Genomic DNA, 17,787 nt, shown 5'->3' with positions numbered 1-17,787 from the left:
CCACTTCTGGCGGTGCGTGTCCCACAAACGGCCGCTCAACGACCCTCCCACCGGCCGTAAGTGGGACACGCCTCCCTCAAGCCACCACCCCCGCCCCAGCCCCAGCCACCGCCACCGCCACCGCCACCGAACGACGGAAGGCCCGCCCCCGCGAGGGGACGGGCCTTCCGGATGCCGCGGGTACCGAGCCGCAGCGGGCCGAGCTCAGACCAGGTCGAACCGGTCGAGCTCGGTGACCTTGCGCCAGGCGGCGACGAAGTCACGGACGAACTTCTCCTTCGCGTCATCCGAGGCATACACCTCGGCGAGCGCGCGCAGTTCCGAGTTCGACGAGAACACCAGGTCGACGCGCGTGCCGATCCCGATGCGCTCCCCCGACCCGTCGCGAGTGCCCTCGAAGGCGTGCTTGCCGCTGTCGAGCGGCTTCCACGTCGTGCCGAGGTCGAGGAGGTTCGCGAAGACGTCGTTCGTCAGGGCACCGGGGGTGTCGGTGAACACGCCCCAGTCGCTGCCGTCCCAGTTCGCACCGATCGCGCGGAGGCCGCCCACCAGCACGGTCATCTCGGGCGCGGTGAGGGTCAGCAGGTTGGCCTTGTCGAGCAGCAGGAACTCCGCGGGCAGCCGCGCCTCGCGCGAGGCGTAGTTGCGGAAGCCGTCGGCGATCGGCTCGAGCCAGCGGAACGACTCGATCTCGGTCTGCTCCTGCGAGGCGTCGGTGCGGCCGGGGGTGAAGGGCACCTCGACCTCGACGCCACCGGCGAGCGCGGCCTGCTCGACACCGGCGTTGCCGGCGAGCACGAGCAGATCGGCGATCGAGACCTTCTTCTCACCCTGCGCGTCGAAGGCGGCCTTGACGCCCTCGAGCACCTCGAGCACGGATGCCAGCTGCTCGGGGTTGTTGACCGTCCAGCTCTTCTGCGGCTCGAGACGGATGCGCGCGCCGTTCACGCCGCCGCGCTTGTCGCTCCCGCGGAAGGTGGATGCCGCGGCCCACGTCGTGGTGACGAGCTGCTGCACCGTGAGGCCGCTGTCGAGGATCTGCTGCTTGAGCGCCGCGGCATCGGCCGCGTCGATCAGCGGGTGGTCGACCGCGGGCACCGGGTCCTGCCAGACCAGCACTTCGGCGGGGACCTCGGAGCCGAGGTAGCGCTCGCGCGGGCCCATGTCGCGGTGGGTCAGCTTGAACCAGGCGCGCGCGAAGGCGTCCTGGAACGCGGCGGGGTCTTCGGCGAAACGCCGCGAGATCTTCTCGTACGCGGGGTCGACGCGCAGCGCCAGGTCGCTCGTGAGCATGCGGGGCTCGCGCCGGCCGTCGGAGTGCGCCTCGGGAACCATGTCGGCTCCCCCGCCGTTCTTCGGACGCCACTGGTGGGCGCCCGCGGGGCTCTGGAAGAGCTCCCACTCGTAGGCGAAGAGGATGTGGAAGAACTCGTTGTCCCAGCGGGTGGGGTGGTAGGTCCAGGTGACCTCGAGACCGCTGGTGATGGTGTCGTCGCCCTTGCCGGTGCCGTGGCTGTTCTTCCAGCCCAGGCCCTGGTCGTTGATGTCGGCGGCCTCGGGGTTCACGCCCACGTGCGAATCGCTCGCTGCACCGTGGGTCTTGCCGAAGGTGTGCCCGCCGGCGATGAGGGCGACGGTCTCCTCGTCGTTCATGGCCATGCGGCCGAACGTCTCGCGGATGTCGTTAGCGGACAGCTGCGGGTCGGGGTTGCCGTTGGGGCCCTCGGGGTTGACGTAGATCAGACCCATCTGGACGGCTGCGAGCGGCCGCTCGAGCTCGCGGTTGCCGGTGTACCGCTCGTCGCCGAGCCACGTGGTCTCGGGACCCCAGTACACGTCGTCGTCGGGCTCCCACACGTCGGTGCGGCCGCCGGCGAAGCCGAAGGTCGGGAAGCCCATGTCCTCCAGCGCGACGTTGCCGGCGAGGATCATGAGGTCGGCCCACGAGATGGACTGGCCGTACTTCTTCTTGACGGGCCAGAGCAACCGGCGCGCCTTGTCGAGGTTGACGTTGTCGGGCCAGCTGTTCAGCGGCGCGAAGCGCTGCATGCCCGAGCCCGAACCGCCGCGACCGTCGGTCACGCGGTATGTGCCGGCGCTGTGCCACGCCATGCGGATCATCAGGGGGCCGTAGTGACCGAAGTCGGCGGGCCACCAGTCCTGCGAGGTCGTCATGACGGCCTGCAGGTCCTTCTTCACGGCATCCAGGTCGAGGGCCTCGAACGCGGCGCGATAGTCGAAGCCCTCGTCGAGCGGGTCGCGCAGGGCGTTGTTCTTCGCGAGGATCTTCACGTTCAGGGACTCGGGCCACCACACGCGGTTGGCCGACCCCTGGGTCGGGTGCGGCAGGGCGCCGGCGGGCTCGCTGTCGGCGGGGGCCTCGCCCACCGGCAGTCGGTTGTCGTCGGGGGCGGCGCCGTCGTGGAAGACGGGGCATCCGTTCAGAGTGTCGCTCATCGGGATCCTCTCGGTTTTTCGGCTTCGGACTTCGCTCGACAATCGGAGCACACGCCCCAGAACGTCACTTCAGCGGTTTCTATGAGGAAGCCGCTCCCCTCCGGCATGTGCAGGCACGGCGCCGCGCCGACGACGCAGTCCACGTCGTCGATGCGTCCGCATCCGGTGCACACCACGTGGTGGTGGTTGTCGCCGACGCGCAGTTCGAACGTGCCGGAGTGACCGGCCGGTTCGATGCGTCGCGCGAGACCCGCATCGGCGAAGTCGCCGAGGGCGTTGTACACCGATTGCTTGCTCGTGCCGGCGAGGGTGCCGCTGACGCGCGCGAAGACGTCGTCGGCGGTGGCGTGCGGCCGGGCGCGCAGGGCCTCGAGCACGGCGACGCGCGTCGCCGTGACCCGCAGACCCGCTCCGCGGATGAGGGCATCCGCGGGGGCGTCCGGCTGACTGTCGAGCATGCGTCGAGCCTATCTAGTTTTGAATGAATCAAAAATGACACGCCGGGGAACGTGCGAAGACGAACCGACGACGACGACGTCATCACCGCGCGACGGCCGCCGCAGCGGCATCCGGATGCCGTCAGCCGGCCGTCAGGGTGGGAGTGCCCGCCTCGTACTCGGTGAGGTCTCCCGTCTCGCCCGCGCGCGCGGCGCGGCGACCGATCCACAGCATGTAGAAGAGGAAGACCCCGAGCGCTGCGGCTCCGATGGCGATCTTGACCTGCCAGGGCCAGTCGCGCGGGGTCACGAACCCCTCCACGACCCCCGAGAGCGCCAGGGCGAAGACGAGCCCCACCGCGACCGTCGCCAACGAGCGACCCGCGGCCGCGAGGGCAGCCGCCCGCGTCCGACGGCCCGGGGCGACCCATGCCCAGAAGATCTGCAGCCCCGCGGCCCCCGCGACGAAGATGGCCGTCAGCTCGAGCAGTCCGTGCGGGAGGATGAACTGGAAGAACACGTCGGCGCGGTCGAAGGCGATCATGATCGCGGCGGATTGCCCCACGCCGATCGCGTTCTGCATGATCACCATCACCGGCCAGAAGCCGGTCACCCCGAAGAGCACGCACTGCGCGGCGATCCAGGCGTTGTTGGTCCAGACCGTCCCGGCGAAGATCGCGTTGGGGTTCTCGCGGTAGTAGCTCACGAACTGCTCGTCGGCGTAGTTCTGCAGGTCGCTGCGCGCTCCGAGAGCGGCCACGGCGGCGGGGTCGCCCGAGATCCACAGGGCGACCATCGTCGACACGACGAGGAAGAAGACCGTCACGGCGAGCGTCATCCATCGCACGCGGTAGAGCGCGGCCGGAAGCTGCAGCAGGAAGAACCGCGGGAACTGCTTCAGCACGTTCTCCCGCACGCCGGTCAGGCGCAGGCGCGTGCGGGCCAGCAGGATCGAGACGTAGTCGCCCTGCGGGGTGCGACCGGCCGAGGTCTTGATGTCGGCCAGATCGGCGGATGCCGCGCGGTAGCGGGTGACCAGCTCGTCGACCTCCTCGCCGCGCAGGCGCCGCCTCCGACCGAGTTCGTCGAGCCGCTCCCACTCGCGGCGGCGCGCGGCCGTGAGGGCGTCGAGGTCCATGTGGTCAACTGTACGCATGGCATCGTCCCCGGTCCCTTCCCCCGCGGTCGCGCTCGTGCACACCACCGCCGACGAGACCCTGACCGGAGAGGCCGTCGCTCTCGATGTCCAGCCGATCGGCTTCTTCCTGCGGGCGGTGGGCGTCCTCATCGACGTCGTGATCGGGGCGGTGCTGCTCGCGGGCGGTGCTCTCCTGCTCGCGACCCTCGCCGCGCAGGGCTCGCTCCCGGAAGCTGCCGTGGGCATCGGCGTCGTCACGCTGCTCGTGCTGGTGATGGTGGCCGTGCCTACGACGGTCGAGACGCTGTCACGGGGACGCAGCCTCGGTCGCCTCGCGGTCGGCGCGCGAATCGTGCGCACCGACGGCGGCGCCTCGGGCTTCCGCCACGCCCTCATCCGCGCCCTGACCGGCGTGCTCGAGATCTGGTTCACGTTCGGCGCGATCGCCGCGATCGTCGGCATGTTCACGCCTCGCGCCCAGCGCCTGGGCGACCTCCTCGCCGGAACCGCCAGCGAGCGCACGCGGACGCCTCGCCTTCCCGCCGAGGCCCCCGGGATCCCCCGCGGCCTCGAGTCGTGGGCCGAGGTCGCCGACGTGTCCCGCCTGCCCGACCGCCTGGCCGCCCGCATGTCGCAGTTCGTCCGCGGCGCCGACGCGCTCACCCCCGCCGCGCGCGAGCGCGTCGCGATCTCCCTCGCCGAGAGCGTGCGCCCCTTCGTCTCGCCCGTTCCCCCGGTGGATGCCGAGAGCCTGGTGCGCGCGGTGTCGGCGGTGCGGCGCGACCGCGAGTATCGCGCCCTCCTCCTCGAGAACGAGCGCGCCGCGGCCCTCACCGAGCGCAGCTGACGCCGGGCCACGAGGCGGGGTGGCACCGAGAAGCTTCGGGGCGCCATCCGACCATTGGGGCGCAGAATTCACGCCCCAACGCACGAAACGCGCCCCAAACCCGCGGAACCCACGCCGCCACCCGCGCCCCTCACACGCCGAGCCGCCCCGAACACGGCTGACACCGGATCGCGAGGCCGGGCGCCGCCCAGAAGGTTCGGGGCGCCATCCGACCATTGGGGCGCAGAATTCACGCCCCAACGCACGAAACGCGCCCCAAACCCGCGGAACCACCGCCACAACCCGCGCCCCTCACACGCCGAGCCGACCCCGGGACCGCGCGAGGCGCACGCCGCGACTCAGGCGCGCAGGGTCTCGTGCCGGACGACAACCCAGCCCTTCGGCACCGACAGCCGATCGGCGTGGATCGCGCACAGGTCGTGCGCGTGAGGGTCGCCCGCCGGCCCCAGGGGGCCCAGGGCCGCCATCTGGTCGCCGTAGTCGTAGGTGAGGGTGCTCATCGCCTCGCGGGCGCACCCGACCTTCGAGCAGAGTCTGTCGCGCATCGCGGTCAGCCTACCCAGCACCTCCGACACGGCGACGACGCCGCGCCGCGCCGCCATCGACCCCGGATGCCGGGTGCCCCGCGGGCCCGTTCCGATCGGCGGCCCGATGCGCGCCGCGACGCCCGGTGCGACCCGCCGGCGAACGTAGGATGGGCGGATGATGCGTCGTCGATCCCGCGAAGCGCGGCCGGTCGTCCGCCCCTCCCGTCACGGGCGACACGGCCGGGAGAACCGCAGCCCGGTCGTGCGACCTCCCCTGCCCCCGATCGACACCCGCGTCGAGCGTTTCGACATCGCCGTCAGCACGGCGGCCGAGTTCCTGCGCTCCGCGTGGCCCGAGCTGCGCGAGGTCTCGTTCGAGATCGGCATCATGCCCCCGGCGGCGGGGGACGGCATCCCGCGCTGGACGGTGCTGCGCGACGAGAAGCGCATCATCCTGTACCGCGTGCCCATCGAGCGCCTCGGACACCCGCATCACGACGACGACCTGCACCGCCGCATGATGATCGAGGGCGCCGTGTTCCGCGCGGCCGCGGAGTTCCTCGACCGCGACCCGTGGGACCTCGGGCCCGAGCGGTTCCGTTTCCTCTGATCCGCCCGGATGCCGCCGACCCGGCGCGGGTCTACGGCAGTACGGTCACCGCGGAGGCCGCGGCATCCGCGGGCCACAGTGGGTACGACGCGAGCGCGCCGCCGCCCGAGTACGACACCGCTGCCCGCACCGGCGCGTCGGTGTCGAGTCGGTAGACCCCGGCGCCGACGGGCAGCGCGACGCTCGCGCCGGCCCCGACCGCGGTCGTCAGCGGGTCGCCGCCGTCGACGGGCGTGAGGCTGACGGTCGCATCGCTCGTGTCGCCGGCGATCACCACAGCGGCCCCGACGCCCGAGGCCACGGCGATCGTGCCGGACGACGAGAACACGGGGGCGGCGGCGTACCAGGCGAAGTCCGCCCCCTCGCCGAAGCCCGTGGTCGACCAGGCGCCGCCGACGACGGGGGCGGCGGCCGTCACCTCGACCGTGTAGGCCCCGGCCGCCACGCCCGAGAGATCGAGCGAGGTCGGAAGCCCCGCCGTCAGCGGGACCGATCGGGCTCCCGGGGCCGCGGTCGCGGCATCCAGGGGGGTCATGGTCACGGTCGCGGTGGTGTCGGCTCCGGGCGCGAGTAGGCGCAGCACGGTTCCCGCCTGACCCTCCCCCGTGGTCAGCACCTGAACGCCGGGGATGACGAGGCGCGTGTCGGCCTGGGCGAGAGGCGCGACCTGGTCGCTGCCGCCGGGGAGCAGCACGCGCGTCAAGCTCGCCTGCATCGACGCGTGCACGGGGGCTCCGGATGCCACGACGCGCACGACCGGGCTCTCCTCGCCCAGCAGCAGGCCGGCGAGGGGCACGACGCGGCGTTCACCCGGCGGCACGACGAGATTGCTGCCCCCGGGAGGTGTCGAGACGCCCTGCGCTCCGTAGACCGACAGTTGCACCGTCGCCGGCACGGTTCCCGGGTTGGCGAGGACGACGAGGTCGTTGGACCCGGTGGTGGAGGCGCCGCCCACCAGCCATGATTCCGCGAGCGGGGCGCGGCAGGCCGAGGCGGCGAAGCCGGTGAGGTCGTCCGACACCGCGGTGGCGGAACCGGCCGCGGCGAGCGGGGTCTGCACGCCGTCCTGGGGGGCCGCACGCAGCGCGTCGGCGGAGCCGTCGTCGGCTCCCGTCGCCCCGGTCAGCGACGAGGTCTCTGCGGAGGCCGAGGCGGGACCGCTCACCACCTGCTGCGCGGCGGCGGCGCTCAGGCTGTTCGCCGCGTCGGCGCTGCGGCCGAGGGCGAGCAGCGGGCCGTCGCACGCGAGGACGGTGTCGGAGGGCGCGGGGGTGGCCTGCACTTTGACGGGCTCGGCGGCGTATTCGGGCCAGGGCGCGGCGATCCCCGCGACCGTCCCGACGACGGCCGCCGTGGCCACGGCCGCCCCCGCCACGACGCGGGCGCTCGTGGCGGCGAAGCGGACGAGACGTCGATCGCTCATCGTGATCCTCCCGGGATCGGGCCGACGGTCCGCGGCGTCCGCCGCGCCACCCGGCGCGACGCGGCGGTGGGCACGGCGAGCAGGAGGGCGATGAGCACGACGCCCAGAGACGCGAAGGTCACCAGCCGCTGCAGGCCCCGCTGGTGGTCGTCGATCGGCGCGCGGGGGACGATGGTGGTGTTCACGCGCCAGAGGTCGCCGCGCGAGGTGGCCCCCACCGGGTCGAGCAGATCGCGCTGGTCCAGCGAGGTGGCCGCGCCCAGGCGCGCACCGCGGATCACGTCGTCCTCGCCCGCGGGCGCCGACGCCAGGAGCACGAAGCCGATTCCGCGATCGGCGAGACGCGAGACGACGTCATCGGCGGAGGGGGTGACGAGGTCGGCGGCCAACGTCGCGAGCTCCTCGTCGGCGGGCGATGCCGCGGTCCGCGTGGCCTGCACGGTGCTCTGACCCGAGAGCGTGGAACTGTCGCCCCAGACGACGTCGACGCGCATGCCGTCGGCGCGGGGGTCGAGCACGATGGTGCCGATGTCGGTGGAACCGCGCCCCTCGGCGGCGACGAAGGCCGGCAGCGTCGACACGGGACCGTTGGTCAGCACCGAGCGACCGCTCTCGACGGAGGCCGTCTGCGCGGTCAGCGCCGGGGCCACGGCAACGAGTAGAGCCGCCAGCGCGGCCAGGGCGCCGAGAGGGCGCAGGACGCGCACCCGCTCGACGACGCCGGCGTCGAGCGCCACGACGGCGGCACCGACCAGGCCGATCCACGCCAGGCTCAGGCCCGACCCGGCCCACAGGGGCACCGCGATCGCGTCGCGGAACGACACGGCGACGCCCACGGCGGCGAACGCCGTGGCGAGCCCCGCGACCGCGATGACGAGCAGAGCGGATGCCGTCACCCACCGGGGCGTGAGCACGGCCAGCAGCGCGAGCACGGCGAGCGGCGCGACGAGCAGACCGACCCACCACACGGGCCCGTCGAACACGCTCGCCCATCCGCCGGGGTCCGAGGTGGGGAAGCCCGCCGCCAGGAGCGCCCGACCCAGCGGATCGGCCGTCGCCTCCGCCCCGGCGTACGGCACACCCGGATCGGCGAGCAGCGCCCACGGCGTCCCGCGACGCACCTGCGTCCACACCAGGGGCGCGAAGATCACCGCCGACGGCACGAGCAGCCACACCACGCGGGCCACGCCTCGGCCCGCGACCAGCGCCACCACGATGAGCGCCGCCGACCACAGCACGACCACGGCGGGCGCGAGGGACGGGGCGCACGCGAGCACGGCCACCAGTAGAAGGGATGCCGCCCCGGCCGGCGCCCAGGACCGATGGGCCACGCTCGCGGCGAAGAAGAGCCACGGCAGCAGCAGGTGCAGCAGCACGGCCGCGGGGCGGCCCTCCACGAGGGCGGCGAGGAAGGTCGGGGCGAGCGCCCACGCGAGAGCGGCGAAGATGCGCAGCAGCGACGATTCCGTCGCCCGCGCCGCGGCGAACCAGCCCCCGAGCACGGCCAGCGGGAGCGCGAGCACCCACAGCACGACGAACGCCCGCGAGGGGTCGCCGGGCGAGAGGGTGCCCAGGAGAGCGACCAGCGCGGAGAACGGGTCGGCCGGCCCCACGGCATCCAGTCCGAGAGGTCGGGCGCCCCACGCCGCGTCCTGCCAGAGCTGGGCGATGTCGGCCCGGAGCGGCAGGAGCGCTCCCCCGCCCAGGACGGGCCACGCGAGCAACGGAGCGAAAAGCGCCGCCGACACGGCGAGCGCGCCGAGGACGGCCCACGCGCCGCCACCGACGAAGAACCGCAGCTCCGAACGCACGGGAGCATCGGGGTCGGTCCCGTCGGCGTCGAGACGCAATCGCATCTGCGACCGCGAGATGCGCAGCGGCGCGATACGCGACCATCCCACCCGGCGCACCGTGCGGATGCGGCGACGGGCGCGTACGACGGCGGCGGGCCGGAAGAGCACGAGGAGCGTCGCCCCCCATTCCGGCAGCACCCGGTAGGGCATCTTCGTCACGAGGTGCATGACGGTGCGCCAAAGGGCGAGCGGCAGGAACGACAGCCAGTGCAGCAGCACGGTCGCCGACGGCGCGTAGGCCAGCCGCCGGTGCAGCTGCGCGGTGCGGGTGGCGAAGGCGCGCCGGCGGGCCCGCCGACGACCGCGCGCCATCGCGGCCACGCCGTCGCCCGCGACGGCGACACGCGCGGCCGGGACCAGGGAGACGAGATCGCCCGCGAGACGCGCGCGCACGCCGAGGTCGAGCCCCTCGTCGGCGCCGCCCAGGGCGGGGTCGAGGCCACCGAGCGCGGTCCACGCCTCGCGACGCACGAGCATGCCACGCACGTCCGCGCCGAGCACGTCGGCGTCGCCGTCGTGCTGGCCCTGGTCGAGTTCGCCCTTGGCGAGCTCGACCGTGCCCCCGTAGCGGTTCATGCTCACGCCCAGAGAGACGATCTCGTCGCGGTCGTCCCACGACACGAGCTTCGGCGCCGCGATCACGAGGGACGACGACAGCTCCAGGGCACCCGCGAGGCGGACCAGCGCGTCGGGGTCGGGCGCGGTGTCCTGCGCGAGCAGCCACACGGCGTCACCGGTCAGACGCGGGGTGGCCAGGGCCGTGGCCACGGCGAACGGCGTCCCGGCGGGGGCCGTGATGACTCCCTCGGCTCCCGAGGAGGCGGCGAGCTGCGTCAGGCCGGGGTCGGCGCCGCACAGCACGATGGTCAGCGCATCGACCGGACGGGTCTGGGCCGCGAGGGCTGCGAGCGTGCGCTGCAGATGGTTCGCGGCGGGGGTGCGTCCTTCGGGACGCACGACGAGGATGGCGTGTACACGGGCGGGCATGACCGGATCAGCCTAAGTCGGCTCTTCCGCGATCACGGACGCCGCGCCGTCGGGACGCCGATCGCTCACCCTCGGGTCACCCGAGGGGAGACGGACGCGTGGATCAGGCGCGACGCTTGAGCTTGCGGCGTTCGCGCTCGCTGAGACCGCCCCAGATCCCGAAGCGCTCGTCGTTCTGGAGGGCGTACTCGAGGCACTCGCTCTTGACGTCGCACGAGGTGCAGATGCGCTTCGCGTCGCGAGTCGATCCGCCCTTCTCCGGGAAGAAGGCCTCGGGGTCGGTCTGCGAGCAGAGGGCATCGGTCTGCCAGGCGAGGGTGTTCTCCTCGGTGGTGTCGATGTCTCGGCGGACGCCGGGTACTCCCAGGTCGACCGGGTCCACGAACCAGTTGTCCGGGACACCGGACCGGTACTGCGACGTCGCCATATCGTCCTCCGCCTCGTTCAAGCCCCCATGACGCGGTTCCGCGTAGACATAATTACACCCGTGTGATTCGGATTGGTCAAGTCGCGGATCGTAAACCCTCAAGGCCGAGGTGAACCTTCACGCCCGCATACGGCGTGTCGCGATCAGTCCCCCGGCATCGCGACGAAGACCTCGCCGCGACCGTCGCTCGACAGCGGGGACTCCTCGGGCGTCACGAGAGCGGCCTCCCCGGGCCTCAGGGTCACGTGCGCGCCGGAGGCCCCGGTGATCGTCGCCTCCCCCGCGACGCCGAGTGCGATCGCGACTCCGCGCAGATCGAGCGACCCCGAGGCCTGCGCGGCCAGGTGCCCGAGGCTGAAGTCGGCGATCCCGGGCGCGAACACCTCGGCGCCCTCGCCCGCCGCGGTCGGCCGCAGGAACGGCGGCTCGGCGGGCCGGAAGTCCACGAGCGCCAGCAGCTCGTCCACGTCGATGTGCTTGGGGGTGAGGCCCCCGCGCAGGACGTTGTCGCTGGCCGCCATGATCTCGACGCCGAGGCCGGCGACGTAGGCGTGCAGCACGCCGGCCGGCACGAAGATCGCCTCCCCGCGGCGCAGCTCCACGAGGTTCATCAACAGCGCCACCACGATGCCGGGGTCAGCCGGATACGCCGTGTGCAGCGAGCGCGTCAGCGCCAGCTCGGCGGCGAACTCCCCCGGATCGGCGGATGCCGCGGCATCCACGATCTCCCCGATCGCGGCCGCGTCGGCCTCGCCGAGGAGCCAGCCGATGCTCGCGCGGAGGGCGTCGGCGGGGTCGTCCGCCGACAGGTGGGTGCGCAGCGTCCGCACGGCCGGCGCGTCGCCGAGTCCGGCGACGAGGGCGCGCGTGCGCTCGATGTCGCGCAGACCCGCGAGCGCGGTGAAGGTCTCGCTGAGCGCCACGATGACCTCGGGCTTGTGGTTGTCGTCCTTGTAGTTGCGCTCGCCCGCGTCGCGCGGGACGCCGGCGGACTCCTCGCGGGCGTAGCCGTCGACGGCCTGCTCCTTCGAGGGGTGCACCTGGATCGACAGCGGGGCACCGGCCGCCAGGAGCTTCAACAGGTAGGGCAGCTTCGCGGGAACGCCCTGCTCGGCGGAGACCGCCGGGAGCCACTCGTCGAGCGTGCGCTCGGAGCCGTCGTGCACCCGGGCCGGCGAGCCCGGGTGGTCGCCGAACCACACCTCGGCCTCGGGAGCGCCGGTGGGCTCACGCCCCTCGAGGTCGGCGATGAGGGTGGGGCTCCCCCAGGCGTAGTCGCGGGGCGTGTTCGAGATCGGGATCAGCACGGCGTCAGCCTAGTGGCCCGACCCGGCGGTCCCGGATGCCGCCCGGTACCCTGAGAGCACCATGGCGATGCACACGAACCACCCGGTGTCGGCGCTGCCGACCGCGCCCCCGCGCGAGACGACCGGGCATCTTCTGCTGCGGGCCTGGTGCGTGGCCGTCCTCGTGCTCGCACTGGGCGGTGTGGGGCTGGTCAACGCGGTCGGGCCCGTCGTGACCGCCGCCGTGGTGATCGCCTCCGCCGTCGTCTCCGCCGTCGTCTGGCTCGTGACCCGCCCGCCACTGGCCGTGCGCCGCCTGCCCTGGCTGGCGTTCGGCTATCTCGCCTGGGCGACGGCGTCGCTGACGTGGAGCGCGTGGCCCGCGGCATCCGTGCTCACCTGGCTTCTGCTCGTCATCACGACCTTCCAGGGACTGTTCGTGGGAGCCGTGCTCACCTGGCGCGATGTCGTGCGGGCCGTGGCGTCGGCGGCCAAGTGGATCGTCGGGCTCTCGCTCGTCTTCGAGCTCGTCGTCTCGGTGTTCGTGCGGGGCCCGGTGCTCCCCGGCTTCGTGATCCCCGACGAGCGGATGGATCCCATCGTCTACTGGTCGCGCGACAACCTCTTCGACGGCGGTCGCATCCAGGGGGTGTTCGGCAACGCCAACCTGCTCGCCGCGGTCATGCTCGTGGCGATCATCGTGTTCTCCATCCGCCTGGCCGCGGGCGCTCCACGACGGGTGCTGCTGGTCGTGTGGATCGCCCTCGCCGCCTTCCTGTTCGTGCGAGCCGGATCGGCGACCGCGTTCATCTCCGCCGCGTTCGTCGCTCTCGTGCTCGGCACCGTGCTCGTGATGCGCACGGCGCGGCGTCCCGGCGAGCGCACCCGCTGGTACCTCCTGTACGCGGTGATCGGTCTCGGCGGGGCGGCGGCGCTGTGGTTCGGCCGCAGCGCCCTGTTCGGCCTGTTGGGGCGCGACGCCGATCTGACCGGCCGCGAGGGGATCTGGGCCGACGTGATCGCCCGCGCCGACCAGCACCCCGTCATCGGGTGGGGGTTCTCGACGCCCTGGATCGCGACCGAGCCCCTGATCGACGGCTGGATCGTCGACCACGGTCAGACGGTGGTGCAGGCGCACAGCATGTGGCTCGACGCCTACCTGCAGCTCGGTGCGATCGGCGTGGCCCTGCTCGCCCTCGTATACCTGGCCTACCTGTGGCGCTCGTGGTTCTTCGCCGTCGACCGCCCGCGGTGGGACCTCCGCGACGACCGTCCGCACTCCCCTCTCACACTCCTGCCCACGCTGATCGGCGCCCTCCTCGTCGTGCAGGGGCTGACCGAGTCGGGCCCGCTGCTGCTGTGGGGTTGGATGTTCGTCGTCCTGTTCGGCTCGAAGATCAAGCAGACGCCGCTCGTCGGTGTCGGCCCCAGCGAGCAGAGCATGTCGATCGAGCGCGGCGAGCTGCAGAGACCGACCCCGTGACCGCGGGGCCCGACGCGCTCCGCCCCCGCCTGCTCTCGCTGCTCTCTTCGGCGGCGCTCGCCCGCGCGTTCACCCTGACCGTCTTCGCCACGGTCTTCGGCGGGTTCGCCGTCACCGCCGTCGCGGGCGCGGTCACCCTGGCGACCATCCTCGCCGGACTCTGCGTCCTCGGCGCGGCGATCCTGTTCGCGCGACGCGACGAGATCGAGCTGGTGCGCCTGGCCCCCACGACCCTCGTGCTGCTGGTGGCGTGGGCCGCTGCCAGCGTCTTCTGGAGCTCGGCGCCCGCGGCCGCCCTCGCCGGGTGGGGGCAGCTGGCGGGAATCGCCCTGCTGGCCGTCGTGATCGGCCACGTGCGCGACGCGCTGCAGACGGTGCGCGCCCTCGGCGACGTCCTGCGCTGGCTGCTCGGCATCTCGCTCGGCCTCGAGGTGCTCAGCGGTATCCTCCTCGATCTGCCCATCCCCTTCCTCGGCATCCAGGGGGCGATCGCCGATCTGGGTCCCATCCAGGGCCTGTTCGGCACGCGGAACGCCCTGGGCTTCGTCACCGTCATCGCGCTGATCACCTTCCTCGTGGAGTTCCGCACCCAGTCGGTCGGCGTCGGCGTCGCGATCGGATCCGTCGTGCTCGGCGGCGTGCTGGCCGCACTCAGCGGGTCGCCGACGGTCATCGTGGTCGCTCTGGCCACCGCCGTCGCCGCCCTCGCCCTCTGGGGCGTGCGGCGGGTGCCGGCCGAGCGACGACGCGGGGTGCAGATCGGCCTCGGCGTCGCGGTGGCGGTCGCGGTGGCCGGTGCCTACGCCGCTCGGACTGCGTTGGTCGCCGTCCTCGGCGCGGAGGACGACCTCGAGACGCGCACCCGGGTGTGGACGCACGTGATCGACATCGCCGACATCCGCCCCGTGCAGGGATTCGGGTGGTTCGGGTCGTGGGACCCCGACGCCATCCCCTTCGCCCTCGTCAACCTCGCGGACGGCACGCGGCACGCCTCGGCCCTGAACGCTTATCTCGACGTGCTGCTGCAGCTCGGCTGGGTGGGCCTGCTGCTGTTCCTGGCCCTGGGCGGTCTCGGGCTCGCGCGCGGGTGGCTCGTGGCGGGCGAGCGGCGGTCCGTGGTGCACGCCTGGGCCCCGCTCACGCTGATCGCCCTGCTCGCGGTGTCGCTGTTCGAGAGCTTCACCCTCACCGGACCGGGGTGGCTGCTGCTGGCCCTGTGCGCCGTGCGGGCGGGTCAGTCGCGGTCGTGGCGCGAGCGCCTCGAACAGCGGATGACGCAGATCGGCCGCCCCGCGACCGACCGTTCCGACCTCGACGGCAGGCGTGGGCAGGCTCCTGACGCTCAGGGCGACGCCGGGCACGGCGGGTAGACTGCGGGCGGCCCCGCCGAGGCCCCCTCGCCTGAGACGAAAGACCTCTTCGTGACGTACACCCTGCAGAACGCCGTGCTCCCGCTCGACCGCGATCCCGACCTTCTCCCCCTGTACGTCGACCCCGAGACGTGGTCGACGATCGACGAGGAGCCGGTGCGGGTCACCAACGTCGCACAGTTGAGCAACATCCTCGACCGCACGCGCGCGCGCATCGTCGCGGGTCGTCGCGTGTCGTTCGGCACCTACTTCAACGCCTTCCCGGCGTCGTACTGGCAGCACTGGACCGCCGTCCGCCAAGTGCGCCTCACGGTGCGCACCGAGGGAGACGCCACGATCCTCGTCTACCGTTCGAACGGCGGCGGCACGAAGCAGCGTCTCGACACCCGCGAGGTGCGCGGCGAGACGAACGAGTCCTCGTTCGACCTCGTGCTCGACCAGTACAGCGACGGCGGGTGGATCTGGTTCGACGTGGCCGCCGACCGCGCCGACGCCATGTTCCTGGGCGCCGAGTGGACCACCGAGCAGGAACCGGTCCGCGCGGGCAAGGCGAGCATCGGCATCACCACGTACAACAAGCCCGACTACTGCGTCGAGACGCTCACCGCCCTCGCCGACGCCCCCGACGCTCTCGACGTCATCGACCGGGTCTTCCTCATCGACCAGGGCACCGACCTCGTCGCCGACCAGGACGGCTTCCCCGCGGTCGCCGGTCGCCTGGGCGAGACCCTGCAGGTGGTGCGTCAGCCCAACCTCGGCGGCTCGGGCGGCTTCGCGCGCGCGATGGTCGAGACCCTCGCTCGAGAGGGCAGCGACTTCGTGCAGCTCCTCGACGACGACGTCCGCATCGAGCCCGAATCCATCCGTCGCTCCGTCGTGTTCGGCCGCTACGCCTCCGTGCCCACCATCGTCGGCGCTCACATGTTCGACCTGCTCGACCGTCCCAAGCTGCACGCGTGGGCCGAGGTCGTCGACGACGCCCCCTTCATGTGGCGCGCCCTGTTCCAGGAGCGCCTCCCCCACGACTTCAGCGTCGCGAACCTGCGTCAGTCCCCCCTGCTGCACATGCGCCTCGACGCCGACTACAACGGCTGGTGGATGTGCCTCATCCCCACCAGCATCCTGCGGGAGATCGGCCTGTCGCTGCCCGCGTTCATCAAGTGGGACGACGCCGAGTTCTGCGTCCGGGCACGGGATGCCGGCTACCCCACCGTCTCGGTCCCGGGCGTGGCGCTCTGGCACGTGTCATGGCTCGGCAAAGACGACTCGATCGACTGGCAGGCCTACTTCCACGCCCGCAACCGCATCGTCTCGGCGCTGCTGCACTCGCGCTCCCCGCAGGGCGGCACGCTCATCCGCCACAGTCGACGCGTCGACCTCAAGCACCTCATGATGATGCAGTACTACCCCGTCGAGCTGCGCCACCGCGCGCTGCGCGACATCCTCTCCGGCCCCGAGCACATGCGGGCCAACCTCGCCACGGCGATGCCCGCGGCTCGCGCCGTCGCGAAGAAGCACCCCGAGACGGTCGTCCATAAGGACTCCGGCGTCCCGCTGCGCTCGCGGCGCGGTCGCCAGGTGTTCAAGCGCTTGAAGAACCACCAGTTCGACAGCCCGACCGGCATCGCCCTGCGCACCTTCACCGTGCGCACGCTCCTCTCGCACTGGTTCCACACCCCGCGCCCCGAGAACGTCGAGCAGCCCGAAGTCGAGTTCGGCAAGGGGGATGCCAACTGGTGGCGCGTCCCGCTGTACGACAGCGCCCTCGTGAGCGCTGCCGACGGATCGGGCAAGAACATCTACACCCGCGACCGCGCGATGTTCCGCCGCATGCTCGTCGACAGCTGGCGGCTGCACCGTCGCCTGCAGCGCGAGTGGCCCTCCCTCTCGCGCCGCTACCGTCGCGCCCTGCCCGATCTCGTCTCCGAGTCCCAGTGGCGCGCGACCTTCGAGGAGCGTTCCTGACCGTGGCACCCTTCGACCCGAAGACGGCGACCATCGTCGTCGTCACCTACAACCGCACGCACCTGCTCACCCGGCTGCTCGAGAGCATCGAGCAGATGGACCCGGCGCCCGGCCACCTCGTGGTGGTCGACAACGCCTCCACCGACGACACCACCGCCGTCGTCGAGTCCTTCCGCGACCGCCTGCCCACGACGCTGGTCTATCGCCGCCTCGACACGAACACCGGGGGCTCCGGCGGGTTCAGCGAGGGCATGCGCGTCGCGTACGAACTCGGATCCGAGTGGATCTGGCTCATGGACGACGACGTCGAGGTCGTCTCCGACGGCCTCGCGCGCATGGGTCACTGGGCCCCGCGGTTCCGCAGCATCCAGGGTCGTCGCTACGACGCCGACGGCAGCGAGTTCTACTGGCAGTACCGCGTCGCCGAGTCCATGGCGATCCCCATCCCCTTCGCCCCGGCGGGCTTCGACTCCTCGGGCTACAAGCCGATGAACTCGGGATGCTTCGAGGGCATGTTCATCCACCGCGACATCGTCGCGAAGATCGGCCTGCCCGATCCCCGCTTCTTCATCTACTGGGACGACCAGCTCTACGGCTGGCTCGCGTCCCGGCAGACGCCGTCGGTGATCGTGAACGAGTTCGTGCTGCGCCGCACGCGCGAGATCAAGCAGTGGGACATGGGCATCCGGCACATGAACGCCTCCAGCGACGCCTATCGGTACTACATCATGCGCAACCGCGCGTACCTGGCGAAGTACTACCGCGCGCTCGGGGTCTACCGCCCGCTGCCCTTCACCGCCGGCACCGCGCTCACCTTCGTCAAGGAGCTCATCCGTCTCGTCGTCGTCGAGCGCAAGCTCCGCGGAACGAGTCACCTCTTCCGGGGGCTGCGCGACGGCCGCGCCATCGCACGCGACGCCTCGTGGAAGCCGATGCCCCCGCTGGAGCGGGTGCAACCCGCCGCCTGAGGCCACGGC

At 72.3% G+C, this 17,787-nt stretch carries 14 protein-coding genes; 6 read left to right on the top strand and 8 right to left on the bottom strand.

All coding sequences use genetic code 11. The annotated features are described in order from the left end of the window. Window positions 1-204: 204 nt before the first annotated feature. The 3 genes from katG to Q0818_RS11035 form a co-directional block, all read right to left on the bottom strand. Entirely contained in the window at window positions 205-2,457 is a 2,253-nt protein-coding gene (gene katG / locus Q0818_RS11045; protein WP_298874547.1) for a catalase/peroxidase HPI, read from the bottom strand. Beyond that, window positions 2,454-2,915, bottom strand: coding sequence for a Fur family transcriptional regulator (locus tag Q0818_RS11040; protein ID WP_298874546.1), 462 nt, complete (start codon window positions 2,913-2,915; stop codon window positions 2,454-2,456). The genes katG and Q0818_RS11040 overlap by 4 nt, the downstream gene beginning before the upstream one ends. Before the next feature lie 121 nt (window positions 2,916-3,036). Beyond that, complete coding sequence (locus Q0818_RS11035; protein ID WP_298874545.1) at window positions 3,037-4,032, bottom strand: stage II sporulation protein M; 996 nt, start codon at window positions 4,030-4,032, stop codon at window positions 3,037-3,039. A 16-nt stretch (window positions 4,033-4,048) separates the two neighbouring features. On the opposite strand from Q0818_RS11035, the gene Q0818_RS11030 reads away from it, so the two are divergent. Beyond that, entirely contained in the window at window positions 4,049-4,879 is an 831-nt protein-coding gene (locus Q0818_RS11030; protein WP_298874544.1) for an RDD family protein, read from the top strand. Window positions 4,880-5,217: 338 nt separating this feature from the next. On the opposite strand, the gene Q0818_RS11025 is transcribed toward Q0818_RS11030, so the two are convergent. After that, window positions 5,218-5,424: a DUF3499 family protein gene (locus Q0818_RS11025; RefSeq protein ID WP_136587001.1), complete on the bottom strand. Its 207-nt coding sequence runs from the start codon at window positions 5,422-5,424 to the stop codon at window positions 5,218-5,220. 157 nt (window positions 5,425-5,581) lie between these two features. On the opposite strand from Q0818_RS11025, the gene Q0818_RS11020 reads away from it, so the two are divergent. Then, window positions 5,582-6,016 carry a hypothetical protein gene (locus Q0818_RS11020; protein ID WP_298874543.1) on the top strand — a complete coding sequence of 145 codons (435 nt, stop codon included), beginning with the start codon at window positions 5,582-5,584 and terminating at the stop codon, window positions 6,014-6,016. A gap of 31 nt (window positions 6,017-6,047) precedes the next feature. Here the strand turns inward: Q0818_RS11020 and Q0818_RS11015 are convergent, their stop codons facing one another. The 4 genes from Q0818_RS11015 to manA all read right to left on the bottom strand — a co-directional run bounded on the left by Q0818_RS11015 (window position 6,048) and on the right by manA (window position 12,013). Continuing rightward, window positions 6,048-7,439, bottom strand: coding sequence for a DUF5719 family protein (locus tag Q0818_RS11015; protein WP_298874540.1), 1,392 nt, complete (start codon window positions 7,437-7,439; stop codon window positions 6,048-6,050). Continuing rightward, window positions 7,436-10,279, bottom strand: a complete 2,844-nt coding sequence (locus Q0818_RS11010) for a glycosyltransferase (protein WP_298874537.1) — start codon at window positions 10,277-10,279, stop codon at window positions 7,436-7,438. The genes Q0818_RS11015 and Q0818_RS11010 overlap by 4 nt, the downstream gene beginning before the upstream one ends. Before the next feature lie 103 nt (window positions 10,280-10,382). Beyond that, a complete protein-coding gene (locus Q0818_RS11005; protein WP_055958404.1) occupies window positions 10,383-10,706 on the bottom strand; it encodes a WhiB family transcriptional regulator in 324 nt (107 codons plus the stop codon). A gap of 143 nt (window positions 10,707-10,849) precedes the next feature. Further along, window positions 10,850-12,013 (bottom strand): mannose-6-phosphate isomerase, class I, encoded by a 1,164-nt coding sequence (manA, locus tag Q0818_RS11000; protein ID WP_298874526.1) that lies wholly within the window; start codon window positions 12,011-12,013, stop codon window positions 10,850-10,852. 61 nt (window positions 12,014-12,074) lie between these two features. Here manA and Q0818_RS10995 point away from each other — a divergent pair, with 61 nt between their 5' ends. From Q0818_RS10995 to Q0818_RS10980, 4 genes are read left to right on the top strand one after another with little or no spacing between them, the layout of a single operon-like run. Continuing rightward, the gene (locus Q0818_RS10995; protein WP_298874524.1) at window positions 12,075-13,475 is read left to right on the top strand and encodes an O-antigen ligase family protein; all 1,401 of its coding nucleotides are present in this window, start codon (window positions 12,075-12,077) and stop codon (window positions 13,473-13,475) included. After that, window positions 13,472-14,845 carry an O-antigen ligase family protein gene (locus Q0818_RS10990; protein WP_298874522.1) on the top strand — a complete coding sequence of 458 codons (1,374 nt, stop codon included), beginning with the start codon at window positions 13,472-13,474 and terminating at the stop codon, window positions 14,843-14,845. The genes Q0818_RS10995 and Q0818_RS10990 overlap by 4 nt, the downstream gene beginning before the upstream one ends. Window positions 14,846-14,896: 51 nt before the next feature. Beyond that, on the top strand, window positions 14,897-16,810 hold the full coding sequence (locus tag Q0818_RS10985; RefSeq protein WP_298874520.1) for a glycosyltransferase: 1,914 nt from the start codon (window positions 14,897-14,899) through the stop codon (window positions 16,808-16,810). After that, window positions 16,807-17,778, top strand: coding sequence for a glycosyltransferase family 2 protein (locus Q0818_RS10980; protein ID WP_298875743.1), 972 nt, complete (start codon window positions 16,807-16,809; stop codon window positions 17,776-17,778). The genes Q0818_RS10985 and Q0818_RS10980 overlap by 4 nt, the downstream gene beginning before the upstream one ends. Window positions 17,779-17,787: the final 9 nt, after the last annotated feature.

It is taken from the genome of uncultured Microbacterium sp. (genome assembly GCF_947489255.1).
Classification (GTDB): Bacteria; Actinomycetota; Actinomycetes; order Actinomycetales; family Microbacteriaceae; genus Microbacterium; species Microbacterium phycohabitans.
This window is presented reverse-complemented; position numbering and strand designations above follow the sequence as displayed.

What these genes read in the sequence shown, in the direction of transcription:
- katG (WP_298874547.1), bottom strand. Translation starts at nt 2,457, where the DNA reads ATGAGCGACACTCTGAACGGATGCCCCGTCTTCCACGACGGCGCCGCC.
- Q0818_RS11040 (WP_298874546.1), bottom strand. Translation starts at nt 2,915, where the DNA reads ATGCTCGACAGTCAGCCGGACGCCCCCGCGGATGCCCTCATCCGCGGA.
- Q0818_RS11035 (WP_298874545.1), bottom strand. Translation starts at nt 4,032, where the DNA reads ATGGACCTCGACGCCCTCACGGCCGCGCGCCGCCGCGAGTGGGAGCGG.
- Q0818_RS11030 (WP_298874544.1), top strand. Translation starts at nt 4,049, where the DNA reads ATGGCATCGTCCCCGGTCCCTTCCCCCGCGGTCGCGCTCGTGCACACC.
- Q0818_RS11025 (WP_136587001.1), bottom strand. Translation starts at nt 5,424, where the DNA reads ATGCGCGACAGACTCTGCTCGAAGGTCGGGTGCGCCCGCGAGGCGATG.
- Q0818_RS11020 (WP_298874543.1), top strand. Translation starts at nt 5,582, where the DNA reads ATGATGCGTCGTCGATCCCGCGAAGCGCGGCCGGTCGTCCGCCCCTCC.
- Q0818_RS11015 (WP_298874540.1), bottom strand. Translation starts at nt 7,439, where the DNA reads ATGAGCGATCGACGTCTCGTCCGCTTCGCCGCCACGAGCGCCCGCGTC.
- Q0818_RS11010 (WP_298874537.1), bottom strand. Translation starts at nt 10,279, where the DNA reads ATGCCCGCCCGTGTACACGCCATCCTCGTCGTGCGTCCCGAAGGACGC.
- Q0818_RS11005 (WP_055958404.1), bottom strand. Translation starts at nt 10,706, where the DNA reads ATGGCGACGTCGCAGTACCGGTCCGGTGTCCCGGACAACTGGTTCGTG.
- Q0818_RS10995 (WP_298874524.1), top strand. Translation starts at nt 12,075, where the DNA reads ATGGCGATGCACACGAACCACCCGGTGTCGGCGCTGCCGACCGCGCCC.